General features: G+C 64.6%; 19 protein-coding genes and 1 tRNA gene. 10 read left to right on the top strand and 10 right to left on the bottom strand.

Annotated features, from left to right (window positions below):
- Positions 1-290 precede the first annotated feature (290 nt).
- Genes yidC through rpmH form a run of 3 tightly spaced genes read right to left on the bottom strand, consistent with a single transcriptional unit; the run spans position 291 to position 2629 of the window.
- Complete coding sequence (yidC, locus tag RFN28_RS17710; RefSeq protein ID WP_320288592.1) at positions 291-2111, bottom strand: membrane protein insertase YidC; 1821 nt, start codon at positions 2109-2111, stop codon at positions 291-293.
- A 13-nt stretch (positions 2112-2124) separates the two neighbouring features.
- Positions 2125-2478: a ribonuclease P protein component gene (gene rnpA / locus RFN28_RS17705; protein WP_320288591.1), complete on the bottom strand. Its 354-nt coding sequence runs from the start codon at positions 2476-2478 to the stop codon at positions 2125-2127.
- Positions 2479-2494: 16 nt separating this feature from the next.
- Entirely contained in the window at positions 2495-2629 is a 135-nt protein-coding gene (gene rpmH, locus RFN28_RS17700; protein WP_008833937.1) for a 50S ribosomal protein L34, read from the bottom strand.
- 256 nt (positions 2630-2885) lie between these two features.
- Between rpmH and RFN28_RS17695 the strand changes: the two genes are divergently transcribed.
- The gene (locus RFN28_RS17695; RefSeq protein WP_320288590.1) at positions 2886-4379 is read left to right on the top strand and encodes an ATP-binding protein; all 1494 of its coding nucleotides are present in this window, start codon (positions 2886-2888) and stop codon (positions 4377-4379) included.
- A gap of 188 nt (positions 4380-4567) precedes the next feature.
- Positions 4568-4644 (top strand) — tRNA-Arg (locus RFN28_RS17690).
- A gap of 86 nt (positions 4645-4730) precedes the next feature.
- Here the strand turns inward: RFN28_RS17690 and RFN28_RS17685 are convergent.
- From RFN28_RS17685 to RFN28_RS17675, 3 genes are all read right to left on the bottom strand, one after another.
- Positions 4731-5891, bottom strand: coding sequence for a glycoside hydrolase family 172 protein (locus tag RFN28_RS17685; protein ID WP_320288589.1), 1161 nt, complete (start codon positions 5889-5891; stop codon positions 4731-4733).
- A gap of 218 nt (positions 5892-6109) precedes the next feature.
- Positions 6110-7261 (bottom strand): MFS transporter, encoded by a 1152-nt coding sequence (locus RFN28_RS17680; protein WP_320288588.1) that lies wholly within the window; start codon positions 7259-7261, stop codon positions 6110-6112.
- A gap of 48 nt (positions 7262-7309) precedes the next feature.
- On the bottom strand, positions 7310-8863 hold the full coding sequence (locus tag RFN28_RS17675; protein WP_320288587.1) for an FAD-binding oxidoreductase: 1554 nt from the start codon (positions 8861-8863) through the stop codon (positions 7310-7312).
- Here RFN28_RS17675 and RFN28_RS17670 point away from each other — a divergent pair.
- Complete coding sequence (locus RFN28_RS17670; RefSeq protein WP_320288586.1) at positions 8834-9712, top strand: LysR substrate-binding domain-containing protein; 879 nt, start codon at positions 8834-8836, stop codon at positions 9710-9712. The genes RFN28_RS17675 and RFN28_RS17670 overlap by 30 nt on opposite strands.
- A 46-nt stretch (positions 9713-9758) precedes the next feature.
- Here the strand turns inward: RFN28_RS17670 and RFN28_RS17665 are convergent, their stop codons facing one another.
- The 3 genes from RFN28_RS17665 to RFN28_RS17655 are packed head-to-tail and all read right to left on the bottom strand — an operon-like array spanning position 9759 to position 14896.
- Positions 9759-10409, bottom strand: a complete 651-nt coding sequence (locus tag RFN28_RS17665; RefSeq protein WP_320288585.1) for a 4'-phosphopantetheinyl transferase family protein — start codon at positions 10407-10409, stop codon at positions 9759-9761.
- A gap of 3 nt (positions 10410-10412) precedes the next feature.
- On the bottom strand, positions 10413-10889 hold the full coding sequence (locus tag RFN28_RS17660; protein WP_320288584.1) for a GNAT family N-acetyltransferase: 477 nt from the start codon (positions 10887-10889) through the stop codon (positions 10413-10415).
- A complete protein-coding gene (locus RFN28_RS17655) occupies positions 10886-14896 on the bottom strand; it encodes a Pls/PosA family non-ribosomal peptide synthetase (protein ID WP_320288583.1) in 4011 nt (1336 codons plus the stop codon). The genes RFN28_RS17660 and RFN28_RS17655 overlap by 4 nt, the downstream gene beginning before the upstream one ends.
- A 543-nt stretch (positions 14897-15439) precedes the next feature.
- Here RFN28_RS17655 and RFN28_RS17650 point away from each other — a divergent pair.
- On the top strand, positions 15440-15883 hold the full coding sequence (locus tag RFN28_RS17650; RefSeq protein WP_320288582.1) for a pseudoazurin: 444 nt from the start codon (positions 15440-15442) through the stop codon (positions 15881-15883).
- 31 nt (positions 15884-15914) lie between these two features.
- Here the strand turns inward: RFN28_RS17650 and RFN28_RS17645 are convergent, their stop codons facing one another.
- The gene (locus RFN28_RS17645) at positions 15915-16838 is read right to left on the bottom strand and encodes a ferritin-like domain-containing protein (protein ID WP_320288581.1); all 924 of its coding nucleotides are present in this window, start codon (positions 16836-16838) and stop codon (positions 15915-15917) included.
- A 157-nt stretch (positions 16839-16995) separates the two neighbouring features.
- Here RFN28_RS17645 and RFN28_RS17640 point away from each other — a divergent pair, with 157 nt between their 5' ends.
- From RFN28_RS17640 to RFN28_RS17615, 6 genes are read left to right on the top strand one after another with little or no spacing between them, the layout of a single operon-like run.
- Positions 16996-19305, top strand: coding sequence for a 4Fe-4S binding protein (locus RFN28_RS17640; RefSeq protein WP_320288580.1), 2310 nt, complete (start codon positions 16996-16998; stop codon positions 19303-19305).
- On the top strand, positions 19302-21230 hold the full coding sequence (gene nosZ / locus RFN28_RS17635; protein WP_320288579.1) for a TAT-dependent nitrous-oxide reductase: 1929 nt from the start codon (positions 19302-19304) through the stop codon (positions 21228-21230). Before RFN28_RS17640 ends, nosZ begins: the two co-directional genes overlap by 4 nt.
- Positions 21227-22501 (top strand): nitrous oxide reductase family maturation protein NosD, encoded by a 1275-nt coding sequence (locus RFN28_RS17630; RefSeq protein WP_320288578.1) that lies wholly within the window; start codon positions 21227-21229, stop codon positions 22499-22501. The genes nosZ and RFN28_RS17630 overlap by 4 nt, the downstream gene beginning before the upstream one ends.
- The gene (locus RFN28_RS17625; protein WP_320288577.1) at positions 22498-23406 is read left to right on the top strand and encodes an ABC transporter ATP-binding protein; all 909 of its coding nucleotides are present in this window, start codon (positions 22498-22500) and stop codon (positions 23404-23406) included. The genes RFN28_RS17630 and RFN28_RS17625 overlap by 4 nt, the downstream gene beginning before the upstream one ends.
- Positions 23403-24233 (top strand): ABC transporter permease, encoded by an 831-nt coding sequence (locus RFN28_RS17620; RefSeq protein ID WP_320288576.1) that lies wholly within the window; start codon positions 23403-23405, stop codon positions 24231-24233. The genes RFN28_RS17625 and RFN28_RS17620 overlap by 4 nt, the downstream gene beginning before the upstream one ends.
- Complete coding sequence (locus tag RFN28_RS17615) at positions 24230-24808, top strand: nitrous oxide reductase accessory protein NosL (protein ID WP_320288575.1); 579 nt, start codon at positions 24230-24232, stop codon at positions 24806-24808. The genes RFN28_RS17620 and RFN28_RS17615 overlap by 4 nt, the downstream gene beginning before the upstream one ends.
- Positions 24809-24829: the final 21 nt, after the last annotated feature.

Here is a 24829-nt window from a genome sequence, read left to right as displayed (position 1 = left end):
GATGTTGGGATTGGGTCCGGTCACGGGCTGGCTCCGTCCGCCTTGCAGCGACAGTAGAGCTTATATGGACATGCGCCGGCACGGTCTACCCGCGCAACCGGGGTCCCGCGAAGCCCCGCGGAACCCCGGTCTGCCGGACGGCCTCCCAAACACCGGCGTCGCCGCGCCGGAAGCCGTCGCGGCGTTGTTGGGGAGGATCGGAAAAGCTACGACGAATGCCGGACCTGAGTTTCCGGCGGCCAATAAAAAACCCCGGACATGCCGGGGTTTTTGTATTCAGGCGTCGGGCGCTATTCCGCCGGCGATGGTTTCTTGCGGAACATCGCCGCCAGATTGTCCCACAATTCGATCTTGGCGCCCTGGCGCTTCATGATCACGCCTTGCTGCAGGATCGAGAGCAGGTTGTTCCAGGCCCAGTAGATGACGAGACCGGCCGGGAAGCTGCCCATCATGAAGGTGAAGATCACCGGCATCCAGGTGAAGATCTGGGCCTGCGTCGGGTCCGGCGGCGCCGGGTTCATGCGCATCTGCAGGAACATGGTGATGCCCATCACCACCGCCCAGGCGCCCATATGCGGCAGGAATGCCGGCGGCGCGAAGGGCAGTAGGCCGAACAGGTTGAAGATCGACGTTGGATCGGGCGCCGCAAGGTCGTGGATCCAGCCGAAGAACGGCGCGTGCCGCATCTCGATGGTGATGTAGAGCACCTTGTAGAGCGAGAAGAAGACCGGGATCTGCAGCGCCACCGGCCAGCAGCCGGCCAGCGGGTTGATCTTCTCGGTCTTGTAGAGCTCCATCATCGCCTGCTGCTGCTTCATCTTATCGTCCGCGTATTTCTCGCGGATTTCCAGCATCTTCGGCTGCACCTTCTTCATGTTCGCCATCGACGCGTAGGACCTGTTGGCGAGCGGGAAGAAGAAGGCCTTGACGATGACGGTGGTGGCCAGGATCGCCAGCCCGAAATTGCCGAAGAATTTGTACAGCGTGTCGATCAGCCAGAACATCGGCTTGGTGATGAAGTGGAACCAGCCCCAGTCGATCAGCAGGTCGAAACGCTTGATGTGGCGGTCTTGCTCATAGACGTTGATCTTGGCGACTTCCTTGGCGCCGGCGAACACATCGGTCTCGACGGTCGCCGACTGGCCGGCCTCGACATTGATCGGGTCGGTCAGGAAGTCGGACTGATAGCGGTGGCGGCCGTCCTCGAAATAGGCATAGCGCGGCTGGAACGGCTGCTTTTCGGTCGGCACCAGCGTCACCGCCCAGTATTTGTCGGTGATGCCCAGCCAGCCGTCGGTCGACTTGCCCGGCTGGAACTGCTTGTCCTTCTCGATCGCCGCGTATTTGTGCTCCTGCAGGCCTTCGCTGCCGGTGTAGCCGATCAGGCCTTCATGCAGCACATAGGTGCTGGCGACCGTCGGCTTGTCGAAGCGGGTAACGCGGCCGTAGTTGAACAGCGAGACGGGGGCGCTGCCCGAATTCTGCACCGTGTCCGAAACGGTGAACATGTAATCGTTGTCGACCGAGATGGTGCGCTTGAAGGTCAGGCCTTTGTCGTTGGTATAGGTGAGCGTCACCGGGGTCGTCGGTGTCAGCGTCGGATTGCCATCGACGGTCCACACCGTATCCGCGCCGGGCACAGTTCCGGTCTTGTCGTTGCCGACGAAGCCGATCTCGGCGAAATAGCCATTGGGCAGCGCCGAGGGATTGAGCAGCTGAATTTCGGGCGAGTTCTTGTCGACCGTCTCGGTGTAGTGCTTGAGCTTCAGGTCGTCGAGGCGCGCGCCGGTCAGGTTGATCGACCCTTCGAGGCTCGGCGTGTCGATCTTGACGCGCTTCGTCGCCGTCAGCGCCTGGTCGCGGCTGGCGGCCGTCACGGCCTCGCTGCCGGGCGCGCTGGGAATGGTGCCCGGCGCCGGAGCCTGCGTGCCTGCCGCGCCGGAGTTGGTAGCGCCGCCCGCCTCCTTCTTCTGCGCTTCGGCGCGCTGCTGCTCGATGCGGGCCTGCTCGCGCTGCTGCTCCATGCGCGGGTTCATGTAGAACACCTGCCACAGCGTCAGAATCAGCACCGACAGCGCGATGGTGATGAAGAAATTGCGGTTGTTTTCCATCGAAAGCCTTGGCCTATCGTGTTCCGCGCAGCCGGCGGGAAAGTTCGGCCTTCAGCTGGCCGAACGGAATGGCAAGCACGTCTTCGCGCCCGACGATGACATAGTCATTGCCAGGCGCCATGTCATCGGCGGCATGCGTGCGCACGGCTTCTCTGAGCCGCCGCCGGACGCGGTTGCGCACCACGGCGTTGCCGACCTTCCTGGTGACAGTATAGCCGACCCGCGGCGCTTCTGCGTCGCCACGGTCGAGAACCTCAACGAGAAAAAGCCGCCCGCGACGCTTTTCGCCGCCGCGCACAGCCAGGAAATCCGCGCGTTTCAGAAGCCGCCCGGGAGTTTTCCCCTTTGGCTTGCCGGTTGCGGGCAACGATCTCGTCTTTCGTTCAGGCGCTGAGCCGCTTGCGGCCGCGGTTGCGGCGGGCAGCAACGACGCCGCGGCCGCCCTTGGTGGCCATGCGGGCACGGAAACCGTGCCGGCGCTTGCGGACGAGTTTGGACGGTTGGTAGGTACGCTTCATTTGTTTTAATACCGCGGCGTGCGGCCCTTCTTGATTCTGTCACTCTGTAACAGGAGCTTTGCCGGGCCGGTTTTAGGCGCGATCGAAACCGCGCCGGGACGAATGGCCCGAGCGTGAGCGGGCTTATAGAAAGAAGGTTTTTGGAAGTCAATCCGGCCTGCTGCGGGCGATTTTTTTGCCGGGCCGGGGGTGAAATTGGCAAAAAAGCCGCAAATCGCATAACCTTGTCCGATCAAGCCTTCGTGAAGACTGCGTCATGACGAGTGAAATCCTGTCCACGGATGACAAGGCGCGCCAGCCGACGGCGAGCTCGCCGCGCCGGGTACCGCTGTCGCGCGGCCTGTCGACCAAGCTTCTGCTTCTCACCATCGTCTTCGTGCTGCTCGCCGAAATCCTGATCTTCCTGCCCTGGATCGCCAGCTACCGGGTGAACTGGCTGAAGGAGCGGCTGAGCACGGCCGCCGCCGTGTCGATCGTTTTGTTGCAGGGCGAGCCCAACTCGCTGTCGCACACCGCCCAGAACGATGTGCTGATGGCGATCGGCGCCAAGGCGATCGCGGTGCGCGATGGCGGCGTCTCGCGGCTGCTGGTCGTGGCCGATATGCCGCCGCAGGTCGACGAGCACATCGACAGCGCCAATGTCGGGCTGGTCAACGGCATGACCGGCGCGCTGGAAACACTGGTCTTCGGCGGCAACCGCATGCTGCGCGTCTTCGGCCCGGTCGGCGACAGCGACAAGGAATTCGAGCTGATCATGCCGGACCGCAGCCTGCGCAACGCGATGCTGCGCTATTCGCGCAACGTCGCCGTCGTCTCGCTGCTGATCTCGCTCGTCACCGCCATGCTCGTCTATGCGGCGATCGACTTGATCATGATCGGCCCGATCCGCACCATGACGCGCTCGATCCTGTCCTTCTCCGAGGCGCCTGACGATCCCGGCCGCATAATCTGCCCGACGGAGCGCGCCGACGAGATCGGCGTCGCCGAGCGCGAGCTGGCGCAGATGCAGGATCGGCTGCAAAAAATGCTCTCAGAGCAGAAGCACCTCGCCGACCTTGGTCTCGCCGTGTCGAAGATCAATCATGACATGCGCAACATCCTTGCCTCCGCGCAGCTGATGTCGGACCGCCTGCGCCAGGTGAAGGACCCGACCGTGCAGGCCTTCGCGCCGAAGCTCCTGCGCGCGCTCGACCGCGCCGTCGCCTATTCGGAGGGCGTGCTTGCCTATGGCCGCACGCAGGAGCCGGCGCCGTCGCGCCGCAGGCTCAGGCTGCGCCAGCTTGTCGACGACGTGCATGGCCTGCTCGACATCGAGGAAGGCATCGAGTTCATCAACGCCGTCGAGCCCACCTTCGAGGTCGATGCCGATTCCGACCAGCTCTTCCGCGTGCTCACCAATCTCTGCCGCAACGCGGTGCAGGCGATGGCCGCCGACACCGAGAGCGCGGTGGTGCGCCGTCTCGCCGTTTCGGCCGAGCGCCAGGGCAGCGTCAGCCGCATCACCGTCACCGACACCGGCCCCGGCCTGCCGCCCAAGGCGCGCGAGAACCTGTTCGCCGCCTTCCGCGGCTCGGCGCGCAGCGGCGGCACCGGCCTTGGCCTGGCGATCGCCTATGAGCTGATCCGCGCCCATGGCGGCACGGTCGAGCTCGTCGAATCGATCGGCGGCCGCACGGTCTTCGCCGTCACCATCCCCGACCAGCCGGTACGGCTCGACCAAGCGCGCAACGGCCTGCGCCGTCCGGCTTGAGGTCCGCCATCTCCGGCTCGACCCGGTCTGAGCTGCTACACACCTTGATCCGCACTGGCGAAGCACCTGCGACAAAACTTTTGCCGGATCGGCTTGCTTTTCCGAAATTCAGTCGTTAGGGAACACTCCACATCGCGGCCGGCCGTCTCGACCGGATGGCGGGGCTTGTGTCTTACACGGCCTAATGCGCGCCCGTAGCTCAGCTGGATAGAGCACCAGACTACGAATCTGGGGGTCAGGAGTTCGAATCTCTTCGGGCGCGCCATTCAAGGTTCATCCTGCATCAAATGAAACCGGCATTGATGCCAGCATTTGCCAGTCCCGCTCGCGCATGGGCACAATAGCCGCGCCCTAGCCCTCCGCGTCGCGGCCGAAACCGGGAATTCGCTCGGCGACCGCCGGCAGCGGCGCGAAGGGCTTGTGCGGTTCGGCCTGGTACCAGAAGGCCACCGACGAGATGTCGTCTGAGCGCCGGTTGGCGTGGCCGTGCTCGATGCTGACGCGGATGCGCTCGCGGAAGATAACCGGGTCCTCGATATGCCAGCGGTAGAGTGTGACCGGCTCGCTCCAGTTTGGCCCTCCCGCCGCGATGACGCCGTGATAGGGCGCCGAATAGTCCTGGGTGGGGCACCAGGCGGTATTGAAATAATCCTCCGTGCCGGTGCCGTGCAGCGTCGGCGGCCAGGCGTCGTTGGCGCCCGGCGCGCTCTCGCCGCGCGGCTCGATGAATGCCATCTCCCGGGTGCTGTGCCGGTCGGGCTCGCGGACGGGCACAGAGAAGCCGGGCTCGCCATCGATGAAGATCATGTCGTCGCCCTCGCCATACCAGTCCCACTGCGCGGAGCGCCGGCGCGAGCGCACGCTGAACAGCACGCCGACATAGTGGCCGCGGCCCTCGGCCTCGAGGATCGTGTAATTGTCCTTGCCGTCCGTGTTCTCGCCGCCGAAAAGGAACTGCTCGTTGGTGAGGCCGGTCTCCGCCATGCCTTCGGGCCGCGCCTGGCGATACTGTGCGTGGAAGCGGCCGAGATCGTCCTCCAGCCTGTCATGCAGCTCGAGGTCGACATAGTAGTAGAGCACTAGCTCGTCCTCGGCCTCGTTGCTGACCGTCACCTTCATGCCGGTCGCGAAAGGCATCGGAAAATAGCAGTTGAAGCCCTTGCCGTCCTCGGGGCTTGCCTGCACGGGGAGACTGGCGAAGTTCTTCGTGCGGGCGTGGCCGATGCCGAAGAAATCGCCGATCGGCGTCTCGACGCTGGGCTGGTCCTCGCCGTCCCAGTAGGCGCGTAGCACGATCTTGCGCAGGAAGCTTTCGCTGTTGCACGCCAGCGTCGCCCAGATATGGGTGACGATGCCGGCGCCGTCATACTCGGCGATGACGACGGTCTCGCCCGGCTCGATGTGCAGACGGTCGTCATTGCCGCCGGTGCGGTCGTAGCTGGAGAAGCGCCGCGTCCTGGCATCACGCAGCTTGGCGAGGCCGCGCAGCGGTGAAAGTCCTGCTTGGGTCATCGATCGCTCCTATCTGTCTCTCCCTCTCACCTGGGGCCGCCGATGGATTCGGCAAATCGCCTCTCGAAGAAGGGGACGAGAATCGGCGACGCCGGCAAGCCGTCGCATGAATCTTCGGACATGGTGCTCGGAGCGCAATTCAGCGCAGGCGGCAGGGGGCTGCCGCAGTACCCGGTGTCGGCCGTCGACGAACTTGCCGGAACAGGCTGTGCCGGGTTTCAATTGACCTGCGGTACCGTCCGCTCGGGCAGGAGCAGCCGACGTTCGAATTCCCACAGCAGGATCGGACACGCCAGAAGCGCGGCCGAACCAAGGCCGAGGGCTGCGCCCGCGCTGCCTGCCCAAAGCGCAAACTTGCCGCCGAGCCAGGGAGCGACGAGCATCGTGGCGTAGTACACCGTGTAGAAGAGGCCCATGCCAAGCGCCCGCGTCGACGGCGCCAGGGCGCGCGCCGGCAAGCTCATGATCGCTCCCGCCGGCAGGCCGCAGACCAAGCCGAGGGCAACCAGGGTGGGCAGCGTCTCGGAACCGCGCCACAGCGCGAGAACCAGTGCCGCGAAGGCGAGGCAGCTAGCCGCCAGCATGGCATTGCGGCTCGTGGTGCGATCCGCGAGGTAGCCGCCGATTGGAACGGACAGCGCGGCGAGCCACAGCACTATGCTGACCGCCGAACCGGCCGCGGCGGTCGACCAGCCGCGTTCGACCAGCATAGACGGCGCGAAACTGAAGATCATGGCGAAGCCGACATTGTAGAAAGCCCATATCGAGCCTGCCAGCAGCACGGCCCAGACGGCAGGCTTCGCGTGCCGCGAGGCCTCCATCGAAGCTGGAGCGACTGTCTGGCCAGGCCGCTGGTAGAAAAGTCCCACCAAGGTCAGCGCCGCGGCGATGAGTGCCATCACGGCGATCTGCGTCCTCGCTATGCCGAATTCCGCTAGGATCAGCGGCAGGACAATAAGCGTGAGGGCAATGCCCACTGGCCATGAGTTGATAAAGATCGCCATTGCCGTGGCGATCTGCCGGCCCGCGAACCAGTCGACGACCATCTTGGTCATCAAGACGTTCAGCAGGACGCCGCCCACGCCGGAGATCAGCCTGCCGGTGATCTGCACGCTCCATGAAGACGAGGCGTACAGCAGGATTTCCCCCGCCAGCATCAGGGCTAGGCCGGCGAGCACGACCGCCTTGTCGCCGAAGCGCTTGCCGATCGCGCCGCCGGGAAGCGCGAGCGCGACGCCCGGCGCGAAATAGAGGCCAATGAGCACACCGATATCGGCGAGGTTTGCGTTCAGCTCCTTGCCCAATTCCGGCGCAATGGCCGCGATGCTCTGGAACTGCACCGCCATCGCCGCTCGGGCGACGAACAGCACGGCAAGGATCGTCCAGCGGCTGCGCACGGGTCCCCACGGATTTGCGAATTACCCAGGCCTGATATTCTGGTTCAATCGGAAGAAATTGGTCGGGTCGTACTGCTTCTTGATGGTGGCGAGGCGCGCATAATTTCCGCCGTAGGCATCGCGCACGCGCTCGTCGCCTTCATCGCCAAGATTGTTGGCATAGACCCCGCCGGTTGAGAATGGCCTGACCGCATTCCACAGGTCGCGGGCCCAGCGGATATTTGCCTCGTCATCGGCCGGATTGTCCCAGATGGCGATCGGGAAGCAGTCGAATGCGGCATCGCGATTGGCGTAGGGCGAGTGCGACGCGGGCACGCGGGCGATCGCGCCGCCGACCTGCTGGAAAACCAGCAGGGACGAGCGATTAGGAGCCTTCGCGTAACTGTCGAGCAGCGCCTCGATCGCACCGTCGCCGATCTCGCGCATGAACTGCGCTTTCCAGTAATAGCGTCGTCCGCGGGGAAAGAGGCTGTCGCCCGCCGATTGAATCTGGAGATAAGGAACGGCTTGCAGGCGGCTTTCGATGGGAGATCCGAATTTCATCAGCGGTGCGATGACGGGCTCGCCGGCTTCGGGCGACCCGACATAGCAAGCCGAGATGCTGAAGGCACGGCCGCCGGAGGGCAGTGTGACGAGCGCCGCGTCGACGCTCAACGCCTCCGGGGCGTCGCGGGAGAATCTGTCGTAGAACCGCATAGCCGCGCGCGCCTGATCGTAGGCGTGAAGGACCGAGCCCACGAGAAGGGCAGGGCCGAGCGGGTGCAAACGGTATTCGAACGCCGTCACTATGCCGAAATTGCCGCCGCCGCCTTGCAAGGCCCAGAACAGTTCGGGATGCTCGCCGGCGCTTGTCCGCAGCAGCCGCCCGTCGGCCGTGACGATTTCAGCGGCGATCAGATTATCGCAGCTCAGGCCGTGCTTTCGCCCGAGCTTGCCGAAGCCTCCGCCGAGCGTCAGGCCGGCAATACCGGTGTCGCTGTTGACGCCCATGGTCGTCGCAAGACCGTGGGCCTGCGTGGCCGCATCGAACTCGCCGAGGTTCAGGCCGGCTTCGGCCCTGGCGATGCGGCGCTCGGGATCGATGTCGATCTTCTTCATGCGGGACAGGTCGATCACCAGCCCATCGTCGCAGACGGACAGACCGGCGACGTTGTGGCCGCCGCTGCGGACCGCCACGAGAAAGCCTTGCGACCTGGCATAGGTCACGGCGCGGATTACGTCATCGGCATCGGCGCAAAAGACGATTGCAGCAGGGCGTTTGTCGATCGCCCCGTTCCAGACCGCGCGCGCCCGGTCATAGGCGGCGTCCGTCGGCAACACCACTTCGCCCCGTAAGCTTCGCCGAAGCTGTTCGATCGCCGTAGGATGGGATCGGTCCAACAGCGCATCGGTCTGTCGTGGAAGCTCCATCGCAATCGCCCTCGTTTCCAACAGCACCAGGGTCTCACGGGGACCCGACCTTCTGCAAAAGCGAAATTCTTCGCTACTGGATGAGCAGAATTCATCTACACTGCGGGGATGAGGAGCTTCCCGCCGCTGCGCGCTTTGCACGCTTTCGAGGCCGCCGCCCGGCACGGCAGCTTCAAGGCCGCGGCGGTGGAGCTCGGCGTGACGCCGACGGCGATCAGCCACCAGATCCGCTTGCTGGAAGAGATATGCGGTTGCAAGCTGTTTCAGCGCCGGCCGCGCCCGCTCGTGCTGACGGGTGCGGGAGCGCGGCTGTTCCCGATCCTGCGCAACGGCTTTGACCTTCTTGCCGGTTCCCTTGCCGCGGTCGCCGAGCCGGATTCTCAAGCGCCCTTGCGGGTGACAAGCCCGAACGCTTTCGCGAGCCGATGGCTGGTGCCCCGATTGCCGAAATGGCGGGAGGCCAACCCGGCCGTGCCGTTGGAGATCATCGGGACGGACGCGCTGCTCGATCTGCGCGCCGGCGCCGCGGATGTGGCGATCCGCTACACACGTCGTCCGCCTGTGGGCTTTGCCGCGCAAGAGCTATGCCGCGATTCCTTCTTTCCCATTTGCAGCCCCCGATTGCTGGCAAGCGATGGGCGCCCGATCGAGCGTGCTGCCGATCTCCTGCGCTATCCGTTGATCCATTTCGACTGGATGAACCGGGATCCGGACGCTCCCACCTGGCGCAGGTGGCTGGCGACGGCCCGCTCCATCGATCCGGACCTGATCCCGGACAAAGCCTGGGACTTGAGCTTCCGCGAGGAACTGCATGCGATCGACGCGGTTGTCGCCGGGCAGGGCATTGCGATCTGCAGCGACGTCGTGGTCGGCCGCGAGCTGGAGAACGGCTCGCTCGTCAAGGCGCACCCATTGTCCCTGCCGGGCTACAGCTTTTACGTCGTGTGGATGCACCACAGTCCGCGGTCCGCGGTGATGGAGTCCTTCCTGGCGTGGATGAGAACCGTCATATGAGACTGTCGAAGCTCGGGAGAGACACCAGGCGGAGCTCTCTGCACCCCTACGCCGTGTAAGCCAGCGCCAGAATTCTTGGGGAGGTGGTGAAGCGCACCGTCAGCCTGCGGCCGAACGACGTGACCGCATCTCCGGATTCAAAATCGACGGCGATGTCCTCAAAGCCCAGCACCCGGCCGTCGAGCGGAAACGACGCCTTGTAGACCGCCTCCTTGGCCGCGAAGAGGATGCGGCCGCCAATACCGGGATCGAGATCGCCCAGCCGGTCTTGCGGCGTGATCACGATCGGTCGGAGATCTGGAGGCAATGGCAAGACGGGCTCTATGTCGATACCAACGCTTCTCACCGTGTCGGCTCCGGCGACAGCTGCCACAGCCAGCTTTTCATCATGAGCGATTGAACCGACGATGCCTGCAGGCCAAATCGGGCTTCCCAATGCTCCGCGCAACACCGTGACATCGGCACATCCTGAACGTCGCAGCAACTCATGCGCGATCCTGCGGCCCGCACCAGTGGCGGCGCGCGCCCTGCGTTCGCGCGTGGCGATGGAGGCGCCTTCCGCCGGCAGGAGGTATTGTTCGTCTCCGGCGCGAATGAGACGGCAGCCGGTGATGAGGCCGGGCGGCGTGAGGCTGGCCAGCGCCTGCTCGACGGCGCTCTCGATGTCTGGTTGCGCGCCTTCCGGCCGGGTGCTCACTTGTTATCGGCCCAATTCGAGCACGGCGATCATCTCGCCGTCCTCGTCCAGTTCCTTCTCGACGAAGCCGAAGCTGGCATAGAGGCGCCGCGCGGCCTCGTTTTGCGGTTCGTAGCAGATCGAGACGCGGCTTATGTGGCCGGGATGCGCGATTTCCTTCAGCGCCGCGGCAACCGCGGCACGGCCAAAACCCTTGCCCTGTTCGCGGCGGTCGATCATGAAACGGTAGATGATCGCCTCGTCGTCTTCCTCGGGGGCGCTGTACATCAGGAATCCGACGACGCGCCCTGCGGCGACAATCGCGCGGGCGACGGCCTCGTCATCCTCCCGGGCCTCTGCCAGCGACTCGGCATTAGAGGCGACCAAGCCTTGCTGCTCTGGCATCAGCTCGAGCGCCAGGATCGCCGCCCGGTTATCCTCGCCGACAGGCTGCAGCACAACCGGGCGGTCGCGCCTCAGCACTTCAGCGGAACGCGTCACTGTTCCTGCCCGATCTTGATCGCGCGCGCATCGATCGGCGTCACCACGCCATAGAGCTTCGCCGGGTTGCCGCCCCACACGGTGTTCGGCTCGATCACCTCACCCTTCATGACGAAGCAGTCGAGGTCCGCCACCGAACCCTCGCCCATCACCACTGCGTAGTGGATGAAGGCGGAAGGGGCGAGCGTGCAGCCGTCGCCGATGCGGATGTAGTCGGACTTGAACGCGCCTTCCTCGAGCGAATGCGCCTGGATGACGCAGCCCTCGTTGAGCGTCGCGTCGTCGCCGATCTCCACCAGCGATCGCTCGGTGATGATGCTTCCCCCGTCATAGACGCGCCGCCCGACCTTCACGCCCAGCATGCGCAGGATGAGCGCCCTGAACGGGGTGCCGGTGAACAGTCCCATGATCGGCGAATCGGACAGTTTCCAATGACGTTCGTGCCGCCAGAAGACAGGGTCGTAGATCGTGGCCATTCTAGGCTTCAGCCGGCGAAAGCCGAGGCTGACGCGCTCGAGGAAGATGTAGAACGGAATACCGATCGCCGCCGTCAGCACCACCGCCACGAACAGCGCCGTCTGCTCCCATTCGGTGTAGTAGTTGAGCGCGCGGTCCCAGATGGCGAGCGTCAGGAACAGGATGAGCCATTGCGCGGCCAAGAACAGCAGCGCGGTGACCAGATTGTGGAGGTTCTTCAGCGGCAGGCGGCGGTGCCGCTCCTCGTCGGAGATCAATCCGAGAAGCTCCTTGTCGCGATTGACCATGCGCGGGATTTCAAAGGGCGGCGAGCCCAGCAGCCCGACATTCTCGCGCACAGGACCATCCACCGGGACGTGGACCTTCGTCCCGAGCAGGCAATTGTCGCCGGTGCGGGAATCCGGTGAATAGATGATGTTGTTGCCGAAGAAGTTGTGCTCGCCGACCCGCGTGTGCTCGAGGCGGAAGGAGTTGGCCGACTTCTGCATGTTGACCATGAACAGGCCGTCGGACACCATCGTCTCCGAGCCGATTTCGCTGAGCAGCGGGTTTTCATGCCGCTGGTTGGTGCCGAAATTGGAGCCGGTCTGGTCCACCTTGTTCAGCCGCCAGCCAATGGCGCGCAGATAGTAGACGATGGCCGAGCTATCGCCGAACAGGACGTTCAGCAAACGCACGTTGCTGACCAGCTCCAGCATCGATTGCAGCCAGTAGTGGAAGCCGTAGAGCGAATAGTTTCGACCGGGCTTCAACATGAGATTGAACAGCCGCGGCACGATTGCCGCCAGCAGCACCCCGCCGATGACGAAGCCGGCCACCGTCACCGTGGTGCCGATCGCCACGACGCCGATGGTCTCTTGATAGTCGTCGCCGAAATTTTCCCAATAGGTGTGGAACAGGAGCGGGAACGGCGTGACGATGGCGAAGAGGATGAAAAGCTGGATCGTCTCGTAGATTATCCTGCGCACTCTCGACAGCGGCACATTGGGAACGGTGCAATAGTCCGCCTCGGTCGGAATTGCCGGCGATCCGTGCCAGCGCTCGCCGGCTGGGATCGACTGTCCGCGATGCAGCGAGGAAGCGTGGCCGAGCTGGGCGCCGTCGCCGATGCGGGTGTCGATGTCCAGGGTCGAGCCGACGCCGACGAATGCGTTGTGGCCGATGTCGAGCGGACCGGTATGGATGTAGCCCGCCTGGGCGCGGAAGCCCAGGATCATCGAATCCTTGCGTAGGATCGAGTTGTCGCCGATCCGGATCAGGTCGGTGCAGACGGGAACGGAGCGGCACTCGATGACCGTGCGGTTGCCGAGCCGCGCGCCGAGCAGGCGCAGGTAGAGGCTGTAGAGCGGGCTGCCGCGGAACAGCACCACCGGCGCGCTGCGCACCAGCGTTTTCACGACCCAGAAGCGATAATAGCGCCAGCCCCAGATCGGGAACGTCTCGGCCTTCCAGCGGCCGACCAGCAGCCATTTGGCAATGATGGCAAAGCCGCTCAGCCCGAAAAACACGCTGGCGGACAGGAGCACGCAGCGCAGATAGAGCAGCAGCGGATCGTCCAGCGCGTCATAGACCCAGTTGAGCCCGTCATTGATCGCCCAAAGCGAAAGGTAGCTGTAAACCGCGTAGAACAGCAGCTGCCCGAAGCCCGTGCTCCAATAGGCAAGGTTGGAAGCCCGATGCGTCAGCATCGGCTCGCTCGCGGCAACGGCGGCCATCTGCGGCGCGCGCAGGTGCTCGGCGAGCTTCGCGACCGTGGGATGCAGGTAGATGTCGCGCATCGAGGTCGTCGACCAGGCCTTGCGGGAGCGGATGCGTGCGCAGAACCTTGCCATCAGCAGCGAGTTTGCGCCGAGGTCGTCGAAGAAGTGGTCTTCGATGGAGATGTCATCGAATTTCAGCACGTCCTGCAGCGTGTCGACCAGGAACTTCTCGTCGTCGTTGCGCGGGTCGATCATCGCATGGCCGGCCGCGACGCGCGCGCTGGTCGGCTTTGGCAATTTCCTCAGGTCGACCTTGTTGGAAACGGTCATCGGGATCGCGGGCAGCTGCTCCAGATAGGCTGGCACCATGTAGTCGGGCAGCCGCCGCTTGAGCTCCTGCACGAGCAGGGTGCGATCCACACCGCCGCCGCTCTTGGGGGCATAGTAGCCAACTAGTTCTGTGCGCTCGGGCTCGATCTCCCAAGTCGTGACCGCCGCCTGCGCGATGCCGGGCTGTTCCAGCAGCACGGCCTCGATCTCGCCCAGCTCGATGCGGTAGCCGCGGATCTTCACCTGCGTGTCGATGCGGCCGTGATACTCGATCTCGCCCTTGTCGTTGATGCGGCCGAGATCGCCCGTCCGGTAGATGCGGCCGCTGGGATTGTTCGGCAGGCCGATGAAATCCTTGATGAATCGCTGTTCGGTGAGTTCCGGGCGGTTGAGATAGCCGACCGCCACGCCCATGCCGCCGATGCAGATCTCGCCCAGCTGGTCGCCGGTCAGCACCTGCGGCTTTTCCGGGTCGAGAATGGCTATCGAATAGGTGGGCAACGGCCTGCCGATTGTCACCGGCTCCTCCGGGGTCAGCGAGGCCATGGTGGCGGTGACCGTCGCCTCGGTCGGGCCATAGGTGTTCAGGATCTGACGGCCGGGCTTCGCCCAGCGCACGACAAGCTTGTGCGAGCAGGCCTCGCCGCCGACAAGGATCGCGCGCAGGCTTGGCGCGTCGCTCTCGATCGACGACAAGAGCGTCGGGCTGCAGGCCATGCAGGTGATGTGATGCTCGCGCAGGAAACTGGCCAGTTCCTCGCCCACGAGGGGCTGCTGGCCGGGCGCAGGCACGACCGTGGCGCCCGCGGCAAAGGGCACCCAAATCTCCTCCGAGGAGAAGTCGAAGGCGATGGTCATGCCCTGGTACACGCGGTCGCCGGGCTGGTAACCGTAGGACGCAGCGGCGACGCGGATGAAGTTGCAGAAGCTCTGATGCGTGATGACCACGCCCTTCGGCTTGCCCGTGGTGCCGGATGTGTAGAGGATGTAGCAGGTCTGGTCCTGGCCGCCCTCCGGCAGGGGCGCCGTCTCGGGCTTGAGAGCGATCTCGGACTCCGCCGAGTCGATCGAGATATGCGGAACCGGCAGGCGTGCCACGCGCGCGGCATAACCGGAGACGCTGATCACCATCGTGACATTGGCGTCCTCGATGATCATCACCATGCGATCTTCGGGGAAGGCGGTGGCGAGCGGGACAAACGCCGCCCCGGCCTTCATCACGGCAAGTATGGCGATATAGGTTTCGGCGGAGCGGTCCAGCAAAAGGCCCACCCTGTCGCCCGGCTTCACACCACGCTCGATCAGCAGATGCGCGAACTGGTTGGCGCGGCTGTTTAGCTCGCGGTATGACCAGGGTCGACCGCCGGAAATGACCGCCGGCGCGCCGTCGAAGCGGCTCGCCAGGTCGCCGAAGAAGCGGTCAAGCCGCTCATGCGGTTCGCCTTTCTGGATGAAATCGGGCCCGATAAGGATCTGATCGCGCGTGGGCGATCCGGCCATTGCTTTGGCATGGTGAGAGCTTTTCTTGGCAGGCTTAATTGCTTCATGAAGAGACATTGGAAACCCCGCGAGCGCGTTCGCTCGCACTATGGAGAAAGACAATAGGCTGGTGATGTCGGGCCAGTTGCCCCGTCTTGCGGCCGATCTGAGACGCTCAGCGCAGCGTATCGGACCGAAAGCTGGGACGACTTTCGCCAGGGCTATGCTGCTGCTCTGATGGCCGATCCGTGACAATCATGGAGCTTCACGATTATTTGATGAGGTCTTGTCCCGTGCGGCGATCAATCGCCGATCACGCGGAGGTCAGCCTCGTTGAGGCAATAGGGCGCTTAGCGGAAATCGCGGATGCGGCGCTTTAGTTTTTTGGCGACGGGACGCCAGCGCGACCGCAACCTGATTTGACCTGCAGTTCGCCGCCGAGACCGCCCAGCGCATCTTTCTGGAACGTGTTTGATCTGGCGCAAAGTTCGGGACGGATGCAGCCGATAGACAGCCGGCCATACGCGAGATCCGTCATTCACACCAAGCAGGGAATTGGAAGAAATGCGCTCGACCAGACTTGTGTCGCTCGTCACTGCCGCCGTTCTGACGTGGGCCGGCGCCGCAGGCGCCGCCGAAATCGAGGTTTCCATGTTGAACATGGGCAAGCACGGCATGTTTCAGCTCGAGCCGTCGTTCATCAAGGTGGCGCCCGGCGACACGATTCATTTTGTCGCCAAGGACAAGGGTCACGACGTCGAGTCGATCGCAGGCATGCTGCCGGACGGCGCTGAGCCGTTCAAGGGGGAGATGAACAAGGACCTGACCGTCACGTTCACCAAGCCCGGTGTCTACGGCATCAAGTGCAATCCGCACTATGGCATGGGCATGGTCGCTCTTGTCGTGGTCGGCGATCCGGGCAGCAACCTGAAGGTCGCCGAATCGGTCAATCAGCCCGGTAAGGCCAAGAAGGCTTTCGAGGAGCTGTTCAAACAGATTGGCCAATAGCGCGCCCGCGCCCGGGCTGACGCCCGCTGCCTCAGCCGAATGCCTGCAGCAGAGCTGCGATGGCCACGAGGCTCTGCAGGGTTCGATCCGCCGCCCGCTGGGCTGCGGCCAGCACCTGTTCGTCGCGCGTGCGGTCGGCGAGATCGAGATAGGCCTGATGCAGCCGTTCGGCCTCGGCGAGCGCGGCGCGTAGAAGCGGCAAGGGCTTGGCAGCTTGCGCAAGCTCCGCCCTCGCTGCTTCGACAGTTCCGTCAGCGGCATCAAGCCCAGCCGCTCGCTCCCGCTCGGCAACCTCGATGATCGTTTTCGAGGCGGCAGCCTCACCCAGCGCGGCAAGCCGCGAAGCGACCCTTCGGTGGAAGACCGCGGCACGCGACTCCAGCCGTCGGCTCTGTCGCACGAACTCCGGCAGTGACGAGGCATCCAGCATTGGCCTCTCATCCCGGGCGTGCCTGCCGCCTTCGCGCCGATAGGCGCGACGCCGTTCCTCGCGCAGCAGCGCCGCGTGATCGAGCGCCTTTCCGGCGAGCCACTCCGCCGTTGCCCGGACTGTCGCATCGTTGCTTTGTGCTGCGACATAGGAATAGAAGGCGAAAGCCAGCATTTCATTGTCCACCGCAATGCCGAGGGCTCGGTACGGGGTGAGCAGCGCGCTGGCCTCCGCTTCGTCCCATGATCGGGAGATTTCGGAAGGCAGCCCACGCGGGTCGGCCAGTGCCGGCGGCGGCGCGCCCGTCGACAGACTGGAGCGGCGGGCGATTTCTTCGACATGGTCGCGCTGCTCCTCGACAAGCGCACTGAACGTTCCGGCGACCTCACGCTCGTTCAGCCTTTCCATGCGGGCAGCGAGCCTTTGATATCGCTGCGCCGCGGTTTCCTCCATGGCCGTCGCCAGGCCAAGAAGCTGCGGAACATCGCGCAACTGCACATTGGGTTCTTCACTCAGCCGCTTCATGGGAGCGCCTCCTGGAGGAATGCGCGCCAATATGACATCGACCGATGCCATTTGAGCTTGTTGCAGATCAAAGAGCCGCTGGCGCGATCGTCTAAGGGTAGCCCGCGTCCGATCAAAACAAGCGATCGGGCTTTGGTGCATACAGCCGGCCGCGGAAATGAAACCAGATTTCGGATTCGGATGGAGATCGGCGGGCCTGGGTTTCCTGGCTTGTTTCCTCCTGCTGCTTGTCTTCCTGTGCCCACGGGCCGAGGCCGATGCATCCGGGCGGCTCGGCGAATTCCTGAGCGGGATCAAAGCGTCGGACATCGATCCCGCGGCCGACAGCTTCGGTGGGGTCGAAGGCAATCCGCCCGCGGCGAAGCTGCTCAAGGGCGGTCAGCCCGTCGGATACGCCTTCCTCACGAACGATGTCGTCGATTCGACCGGCTACTCCGGCAAGCCGATCAACATCGTTGTCGGCATCGACCTCGACGGCAAGATCACCGGCGCAAAGCTCGTCGAGCATCACGAGCCGATCGTCCTGGTCGGCATCCCTCAAGCCAAGATCGAGCATTATATCGACGGCTTCGTCGGCCGGCGTGTCCTCGATGCGGGCGAGGAGAGCCGCATGCCGGTCGACATCGTCAGCGGCGCGACGGTCACGATGATGGTCATCGCCGACAGCATGACTCAGTCGGCGGTCAAGATCGCGCGGTCGCGCAACCTCGGCACGGGTGTTGCGGATGTCGCTTCTCAGCCGGCCCACCGCTCCATCGATCAGACCAGAAGCGCCGTCGAAACCTGGCAAGCCCTGCTCGGCGACGGATCGGTCCGCAGGCTTGCGATCACCAACAAGGAACTCGATGACCTGTTTCAGCGGACGGGCAATGCCGCGGCGCTCGCCCGCCCGCAGGCAGGGGACCCGAATGCCTCCTTCGTCGATGTTTACATTGCACTGGCAAGCGTGCCGACAGTTGGCCGATCGCTGCTTGGCGATGCCGAATATGATCGCCTTCGCCAGGACCTGAAGCCCGGCCAGCAGGCGATCCTCGTCGCCGGCGACGGACCGTATTCCTTTCGCGGCTCCGGCTATGTGCGCGGCGGCATCTTCGACCGCATCGAGCTGATCCAGAGCGAGGGCAGCATACGCTTCCGCGATCGCAACTATCGCCGGATCGGCGCGGTGGCCGCCGAAGGCGCGCCGGACTTTCCCGAGATCGGCGTCTTCGTCACGCCCGACGGTTCTAATCTCGATCCCGGCGCGCCATGGCGGTTCCAGCTCCTCGTGCAGCGGGCGACCGGTGCGCTCGACAAGGCATTCGTCACCACGGGGCTCGACTACTCGACCCCCGACAAGTTCCTGACCGCGCCTGTTTCGCCGCCGGCGGTCGTCGCGCCGCAGGCGGCTGTCGCACCTGCGTCGGCTGCCGTTCAACCGGCGGCAGCCGCGGACGACGAAGTGCCGCTCTGGCAGCGGATATGGCAGGCGCGGATGTTCGACGTGGCCATCATGCTGGTCGCGATCGGCGTGCTCACCGGCATCTTCTTCTTCCAGGATATCCTTGTGAAATGGCCGCGCGCTTATGAGCGCATCCGGCTCAGCTATCTCGCCTTCACGCTTCTGTGGCTCGGCTGGTACGAGCACGCACAGCTGTCGGTCGTGAATATCCTCACATTCTTCAACTCGCTGCGCGGCGACTTTCGCTGGGACTATTTCCTGCGCGACCCGCTGATCTTCATCCTGTGGTCGGCGGTCGCGGCCGCGCTGCTGTTCTGGGGGCGCGGCGCCTATTGCGGCTGGCTCTGCCCGTTTGGCGCATTGCAGGAGTGGACGAACCGGCTGGCGCGCTGGGCGCACATTCCGCAGGTCCGCGTGCCGTTCTGGCTCAATCAGCGCCTTTGGCCGTTCAAATACATCATCTTCCTCGCGCTTTTCGGCCTTTCCTTCGGCTCGCTCGGCCTCGCCGAGGAAGCGGCCGAGGTGGAGCCGTTCAAGACCGCGATCATCCTGCATTTCGCGCGCGAGTGGTGGTTCGTGCTGTTCGCCGTCGGCTGCCTGGCGCCCGGCCTTTTCATCGAACGCTTCTACTGCCGCTACCTTTGCCCGCTTGGCGGCGCGCTGGCTGTCCCGGCCCGTATGCGCATGTTCGACTGGCTGAAGCGTTACAAGGAATGCGGCTCGCCCTGCCAGCGCTGCTCCAATGATTGTCCCGTCCAGGCGATCCATCCGGAAGGGACGATCAATCCCAACGAATGCATCCAATGCCTCAACTGCCAGGTGCTCTACCACGACGACCAGCGCTGTCCGGTGGTGATCCAGAAGCGCATCAAGCGCGAGAAGTTCCTGGCCCTGCAGTCGCCGTCGATGGTGCCGGAGCCCAAGCGCAAGCCGAGGGTCCTGGTGACCGTCAACGGTCGCGAACCATCCGTGGAACGGAAGCCTGCGGCCGGCCAGGCCGCGTCACTAGAAGGAGACGACCAATGAAAGACGATGATAGGTCGGCGGAAACTGAAGCTGGAGTAAGCCGCCGCAAGCTTCTGACCGGAAGCGGCAAGGCAGCCATTCTGGCCGGCCTCGCCAGCGCAGCCGGTGGCGGAGCCGTTGGCGTTGCCGGCTTCGCCAGGCCCGCCCATGCCAAGGAGGCGACCAGCGAGATCCGGCCGGGCGACCTCGACGAATATTACGGCTTCAGTTCGAGCGGCCAGTCCGGCGAGGTGCGCGTCATCGGGCTGCCCTCGATGCGTGAACTCACGCGCATTCCGGTCTTCAACCGCTGCAGCGCCACCGGCTGGGGGATCACCAACGAGAGCCGGAAGATCATGACGGAAGGCCTGATGCCGGCCACGCAGGCGTTCCTTGCCAAGCGCGGCGGCGTCTACCCCAATGGCGACCTGCACCACCCGCATATGTCCTTCACCGACGGCACCTATGACGGACGCTATCTGTTCGTCAACGACAAGGCCAATTGCCGTGTCGCGCGCATCCGTTGCGACGTGATGAAGTGCGACAAGATCATCGAGATTCCGAACGCGTCGGACATTCACGGGCTGCGCCTGCAGAAATATCCGCGGACCGGCTACGTGTTCGCCAACAGCGAGCACATCATCCCGATCCCCAACGACGGCAAGGTCCTCGACGATCCCAAGCAGTACTGGTCGGTCTTCACCGCGATCGACGGCGATGCCATGAAGATCGCCTGGCAGGTGCTGGTCGACGGCAACCTCGACAACACCGACGCCGACTACCAGGGCAAGTACGCGTTCTCGACCTGCTACAACTCGGAGCGGGGCGTGACGCTCGCCGACATGACGTCCGCGGACCGCGACTGGGTGGTGATCTTCAACCTCAAGCGCATCGAAGATGCGGTCAAGAAGGGCGACTACAAGGAGATCAACGGCGTGCCGGTGGTCGACGGACGGCACGGCTCGCGCTACACGCGCTACGTTCCGGCCGGCAACAATCCCCACGGCTGCAACACGGCGCCCGACGGCATCCATCTCGCGATCGCCGGCAAGCTCTCGCCGACCGTCACGCTTCTCGACGTGCGCCGCTTCGACGACCTGTTCGACGACAAGATCAAGCCGCGCGACGTTGTGGTCGCCGAGCCAGAGCTGGGTCTCGGGCCGCTGCACACGGCTTTCGACGGGAAGGGCAACGCCTACACGACGCTGTTCCTCGACAGCCAGGTCGTCAAGTGGAACTTCGACAAGGCGATCCAGGCTTACGGCGGCGCCAAGGTCGACCCGATCATCCAGAAGCTCGACGTTCACTACCAGCCGGGCCACAACCACACCTCCATGGGCGAGACCAAGGAGGCGGATGGCAAGTGGCTGATGTCGCTCAACAAGTTCTCCAAGGACCGCTTCCTGCCGGTGGGGCCGCTGCATCCGGAGAACGACCAGTTGATCGACATCTCGGGCGACGAGATGCGCCTGGTCCATGATGGGCCGAGTTTCGCGGAGCCGCACGACATCTGCCTGGTGCATCGCTCGAAGGTCAGGCCGGCGATCGTGTGGAAGCGCGACGACCCGATGTGGGAGGAAGCGCGGCAGCAGGCGGCGAAGGACGGCGTCAAGCTCGAGGAAGCCGCCAACGTCATTCGCGACGGCAACAAGGTCCGCGTCTACATGCACTCTGTCGCGCCGGCCTTCAGCCTCGACAAGTTCACGGTGAAGCAGGGTGACGAGGTCACCATCACCGTGACCAACATGGACGACGTCGAGGACCTGACTCACGGCTTCACCATGGTGCGCCACGGCGTGGTGATGGAGATCGGGCCGCAGGCGACCTCGTCCGTGACCTTCGTCGCCGATCGCCCCGGCGTCCACTGGTACTATTGCCAGTGGTTCTGCCACGCCCTGCACATGGAAATGGCCGGGCGCATGATCGTGGAGCCGCAGCCGGCATGATCCGGAAACGGCACAGCAGGAGCGCAGTTGCGGCGGCCCTTGTCGCCGCCTGCGCCTTCCTCTTCCCGGGGGCGGGACGGGCAGAAACCGTCACCGTCCCCGCGGGGGGTGACGGTCTTCGCCAGGCGATCGCCGCGTCGCATTCCGGCGATACGCTCAGACTCGCCGCCGGCTTGCATCAGGGCCCGATCCGGATCGACCACGCTCTCACCATCGAGGCCGAGCCTGACGCCGTGCTCGACGGGCAAGGCCAGGGCCGCACCATCGAGGTGGTCGCCCCCAACGTCGTCATGCGCGGCCTCACGATACGCAATTCGGGCATCGACGATCCCATGGACGCGGCGGTCTTCCTCGAAGACAGTGCCGCGGGCGCAATCGTTGAGGATAGCCGGATCGAGAGCAGCCTGGTCGGCGTCTACGTTCACGGCGCCGCCAACGCGGTCGTGCGGAACAACCGCATCGTCGGGCGGACCAATCTCAGGACCAACGAGCGCGGCAACGGCGTCTATGTCTGGAACGCGCCCGGGGCGCAGGTGATCGGCAACTACATCACGGGCGGACGCGACGGCATCTTCACCAATGCCAGCCGCCACAACGTCTTCCGCGGCAATCGTATCGAGAACGTCCGCTTCGCCATCCACTACATGTACACGAACGACAGCGAGGTCGCCGACAACGTCTCGCGCGGCAACCATGACGGCTACGTCATCATGTATTCGAGCCGGCTGGTGATCCGCCGCAACCTGTCGGAAGACGATGGCGATCACGGCCTACTGCTCAACTACGCCAACGACGCGGACATCAAAGACAATGTGGTGCGGCGAAGCGACCAGTGCGTCTTCATCTACAACGCCAACAAGAACCTGTTCGCCGACAATTGGTTCGAGGATTGCGCTGTCGGCATCCACTTCACCGCGGGCTCGGAGCGCAACCGGATGACCGGCAATGCCTTCGTCCATAACCGCTCGCAGGTGGTTTACGTGGGCACACGATCGCTCGACTGGTCGGCGGACGGGCGCGGCAATTACTGGAGCGACAATCCGGCGTTCGACCTGAATGGCGACGGCATCGCCGATACCGCCTACCGCCCCAACGACATCTTCGACAAGGTCGTGTGGACCTATCCGACGGCCAAGCTCCTCATCAACAGCCCGGCCGTGCAGGTCATCCGCTGGGCTCAAGCGGAATTTCCTGCGCTCCATCCGGGCGGCGTCATCGACAGCGCGCCGCTGATGGCGCCCGTTCCGCCCGCGCTGGAGGTAAAACCATGACCATGACGCCGACGATCTTCATGCAAGGCGTGTCGAAGCGATACGGGGATAGTTACGTCGTGCGCGACGTGGATCTCTCGGTTGCGCCGGGCGAGTGCGTTGCCATCGTCGGTCACAACGGAGCCGGCAAGAGCACGCTGGTGAAGATGGCGCTCGGCCTGCTTACGCCGACTGCGGGACGCATCGCGCTCCTCGGCGAGAATCCGGCAGGACGCCAGGCCATGGCATTCCGGCGCAGGATCGGCTTCCTGCCCGAGAACGTCGCCTTCTCTCCGGCCATGACCGGCCGCGAAGTGCTGCGTTTCTACGCGCGTCTCAAGCAAGTGCCGCTCGGCGTCGCCGACCAGCTCCTGGAACGCGTCGGGCTCGCTGCCGCCGTGCGCCGCCGCGTCGGCACCTATTCGAAGGGCATGCGCCAGCGCCTGGGATTGGCGCAGGCGCTGCTGGGCGAGCCGCGCGTCCTCTTCCTCGACGAGCCGACGACCGGCCTCGACATCGAGTCGCGCCAGATGTTCTACGACGTCATGGCGCAGTTGCGCGACGCAGGGGCGACGCTGCTGCTTTCCTCGCACGCGCTCAGCGACATCGAGCAGGCCGACCGCATCGCCATCATGAAGGCCGGCCGCATGGTCGCATGTGGTGCGCTTCCGGAACTCCGTCGCCTGGCGGACCTGCCGCTTCGGATACGGGTGCACGTCGTGGACGGGAATGCGGCGCGGGAATTCACCGCCCGGCGCAGCGTGCAATGGCTCGACGATCTGCGCTTCGAGCTCACCTGCGCCGACGACGGCAAGATCGAAGCGATCCGCAGCGTCTCGCTGCTGCAAGGCGTTTCCGACATCGAAGTGATGCCGCCGACATTGGTCGATCTCTGCGACGAGCTTACACGGGAGGCCGCGGAATGAACGCCATAGCAACGATCGCCGGCCGCGAGATACGCGACGGCCTGCGCAACCGCTGGGCCCTTGGCGCCGTCCTGCTGATGGCCGGCCTGGCGCTGACGCTTGCATTTCTCGGCAGCGCCCCGACGGGGGTGGTGGGCGCAAGCCCGCTCGAAGTCACGGTCGTCAGCCTGTCGAGCCTGACGATTTTCCTGGTTCCGCTGATCGCGCTGCTCCTGTCACACGACGCAATCGTCGGGGAACGGGATCGCGGCACGCTGCTTCTTCTGCTTTCCTATCCGCTCTCGCGCTGGCAGATCCTCTTCGGCAAGTTCCTGGGGCACCTCTCGATCCTGACGGTGGCGACCGTGCTCGGCTACGGTGCCGCCGGAGCGGCTCTCGCCTTCGCGGCCGGCGAGTTCGACGCCGACAGCCTCGCCAGCTTCGCGCGGATGGTCGGCTCGTCGGTTCTGCTTGGCGCCGTCTTCGTCGCGCTCGGATACTTGGTTAGCGCGACCGTGCGCGAGCGTGCGACCGCAGCAGGCCTTGCCATCGGCATCTGGCTGGTTCTGGTTCTTCTCTATGACATGGCGCTCCTCGGCCTTCTGGTTGCGGATCAGGGCAGGACGATCAGCGTCGCCGCCTTCAACTGGCTGCTCCTCCTCGATCCCGCCGACATCTTCCGGCTCCTCAATCTTGCCGGGCTGTCGAAGACCAGCCTGTTCGCCGGAATGGCCGGCCTGGCCGAGCAGATGCAGTTCGGTCGTGCCGTGCTGCTGACGGCGCTCGCGGCCTGGGTGGCGGTTCCGCTCGCGCTTGCCGCCTTCGTCTTTTCAAGGAAAGAGCCATGATGCGCGCAACGGTTCTCGGCGCCCTGGTCGCCGCTGTCCTCTCCGTCCTGCTTGCCGGCTGCAATCAGGACATCGCCGGCCAGCCCAAGCCGCCACCGCAGGAGCCGACGGCCACATCGGTCGCCTACTTCTGTTCGATGGGCCTGCTCGAACATGGCGGCCCGAAGGGGCAGGCCTTCCGTGTCGGCAAATCCGAGCCGGTCTGGTTCTCGTCCGTTCGCGACGCTGTGGCCTTCTCGATGCTGCCCGGGGAACCGCAGGACGTCGTCGCCATCTACGTCAATGACATGGCGAAGGCCCGGAATTGGGATCGCCCCGAGGCAGGAGCCTGGGTCGAGGCGCATGACGCGTGGTACGCGATCGGCAGCGACTACAACGCCGGCATGGGCGGCAAGGAAGCGGTGCCCTTCTCCGATGAAAAGGCTGCCCGGTCGTTCACGGCGGCGCATGGCGGAACGGTCATGCGCTTCAACGAGATCCCGGAGAAATACATCCTGGAAAGCGACGAGAGCGATGTCGCCGCCGAGGTATCGGCCGGCGAAGCCACGTCGCCCGGACCCGCGGTGAAGCAATGACAGAGCCTTCGACAATGCACG

Origin of the sequence: Mesorhizobium album, from assembly GCF_033977205.1 — a bacterium.
GTDB classification, from domain to species: domain Bacteria; phylum Pseudomonadota; class Alphaproteobacteria; order Rhizobiales; family Rhizobiaceae; genus Mesorhizobium; species Mesorhizobium album.
Note: the sequence above shows the minus strand (reverse complement) of the source record. Positions and strands in the feature narration are given on the sequence as shown.

Excerpts from the sequence above, each read along its gene's own strand:
- yidC (WP_320288592.1), bottom strand. The coding sequence starts at position 2,111 with ATGGAAAACAACCGCAATTTCTTCATCACCATCGCGCTGTCGGTGCTG.
- rpmH (WP_008833937.1), bottom strand. The coding sequence starts at position 2,629 with ATGAAGCGTACCTACCAACCGTCCAAACTCGTCCGCAAGCGCCGGCAC.
- RFN28_RS17695 (WP_320288590.1), top strand. The coding sequence starts at position 2,886 with ATGACGAGTGAAATCCTGTCCACGGATGACAAGGCGCGCCAGCCGACG.
- RFN28_RS17685 (WP_320288589.1), bottom strand. The coding sequence starts at position 5,891 with ATGACCCAAGCAGGACTTTCACCGCTGCGCGGCCTCGCCAAGCTGCGT.
- RFN28_RS17655 (WP_320288583.1), bottom strand. The coding sequence starts at position 14,896 with ATGGCCGGATCGCCCACGCGCGATCAGATCCTTATCGGGCCCGATTTC.
- RFN28_RS17650 (WP_320288582.1), top strand. The coding sequence starts at position 15,440 with ATGCGCTCGACCAGACTTGTGTCGCTCGTCACTGCCGCCGTTCTGACG.
- RFN28_RS17645 (WP_320288581.1), bottom strand. The coding sequence starts at position 16,838 with ATGAAGCGGCTGAGTGAAGAACCCAATGTGCAGTTGCGCGATGTTCCG.
- RFN28_RS17640 (WP_320288580.1), top strand. The coding sequence starts at position 16,996 with ATGAAACCAGATTTCGGATTCGGATGGAGATCGGCGGGCCTGGGTTTC.
- nosZ (WP_320288579.1), top strand. The coding sequence starts at position 19,302 with ATGAAAGACGATGATAGGTCGGCGGAAACTGAAGCTGGAGTAAGCCGC.
- RFN28_RS17630 (WP_320288578.1), top strand. The coding sequence starts at position 21,227 with ATGATCCGGAAACGGCACAGCAGGAGCGCAGTTGCGGCGGCCCTTGTC.
- RFN28_RS17625 (WP_320288577.1), top strand. The coding sequence starts at position 22,498 with ATGACCATGACGCCGACGATCTTCATGCAAGGCGTGTCGAAGCGATAC.
- RFN28_RS17620 (WP_320288576.1), top strand. The coding sequence starts at position 23,403 with ATGAACGCCATAGCAACGATCGCCGGCCGCGAGATACGCGACGGCCTG.
- RFN28_RS17615 (WP_320288575.1), top strand. The coding sequence starts at position 24,230 with ATGATGCGCGCAACGGTTCTCGGCGCCCTGGTCGCCGCTGTCCTCTCC.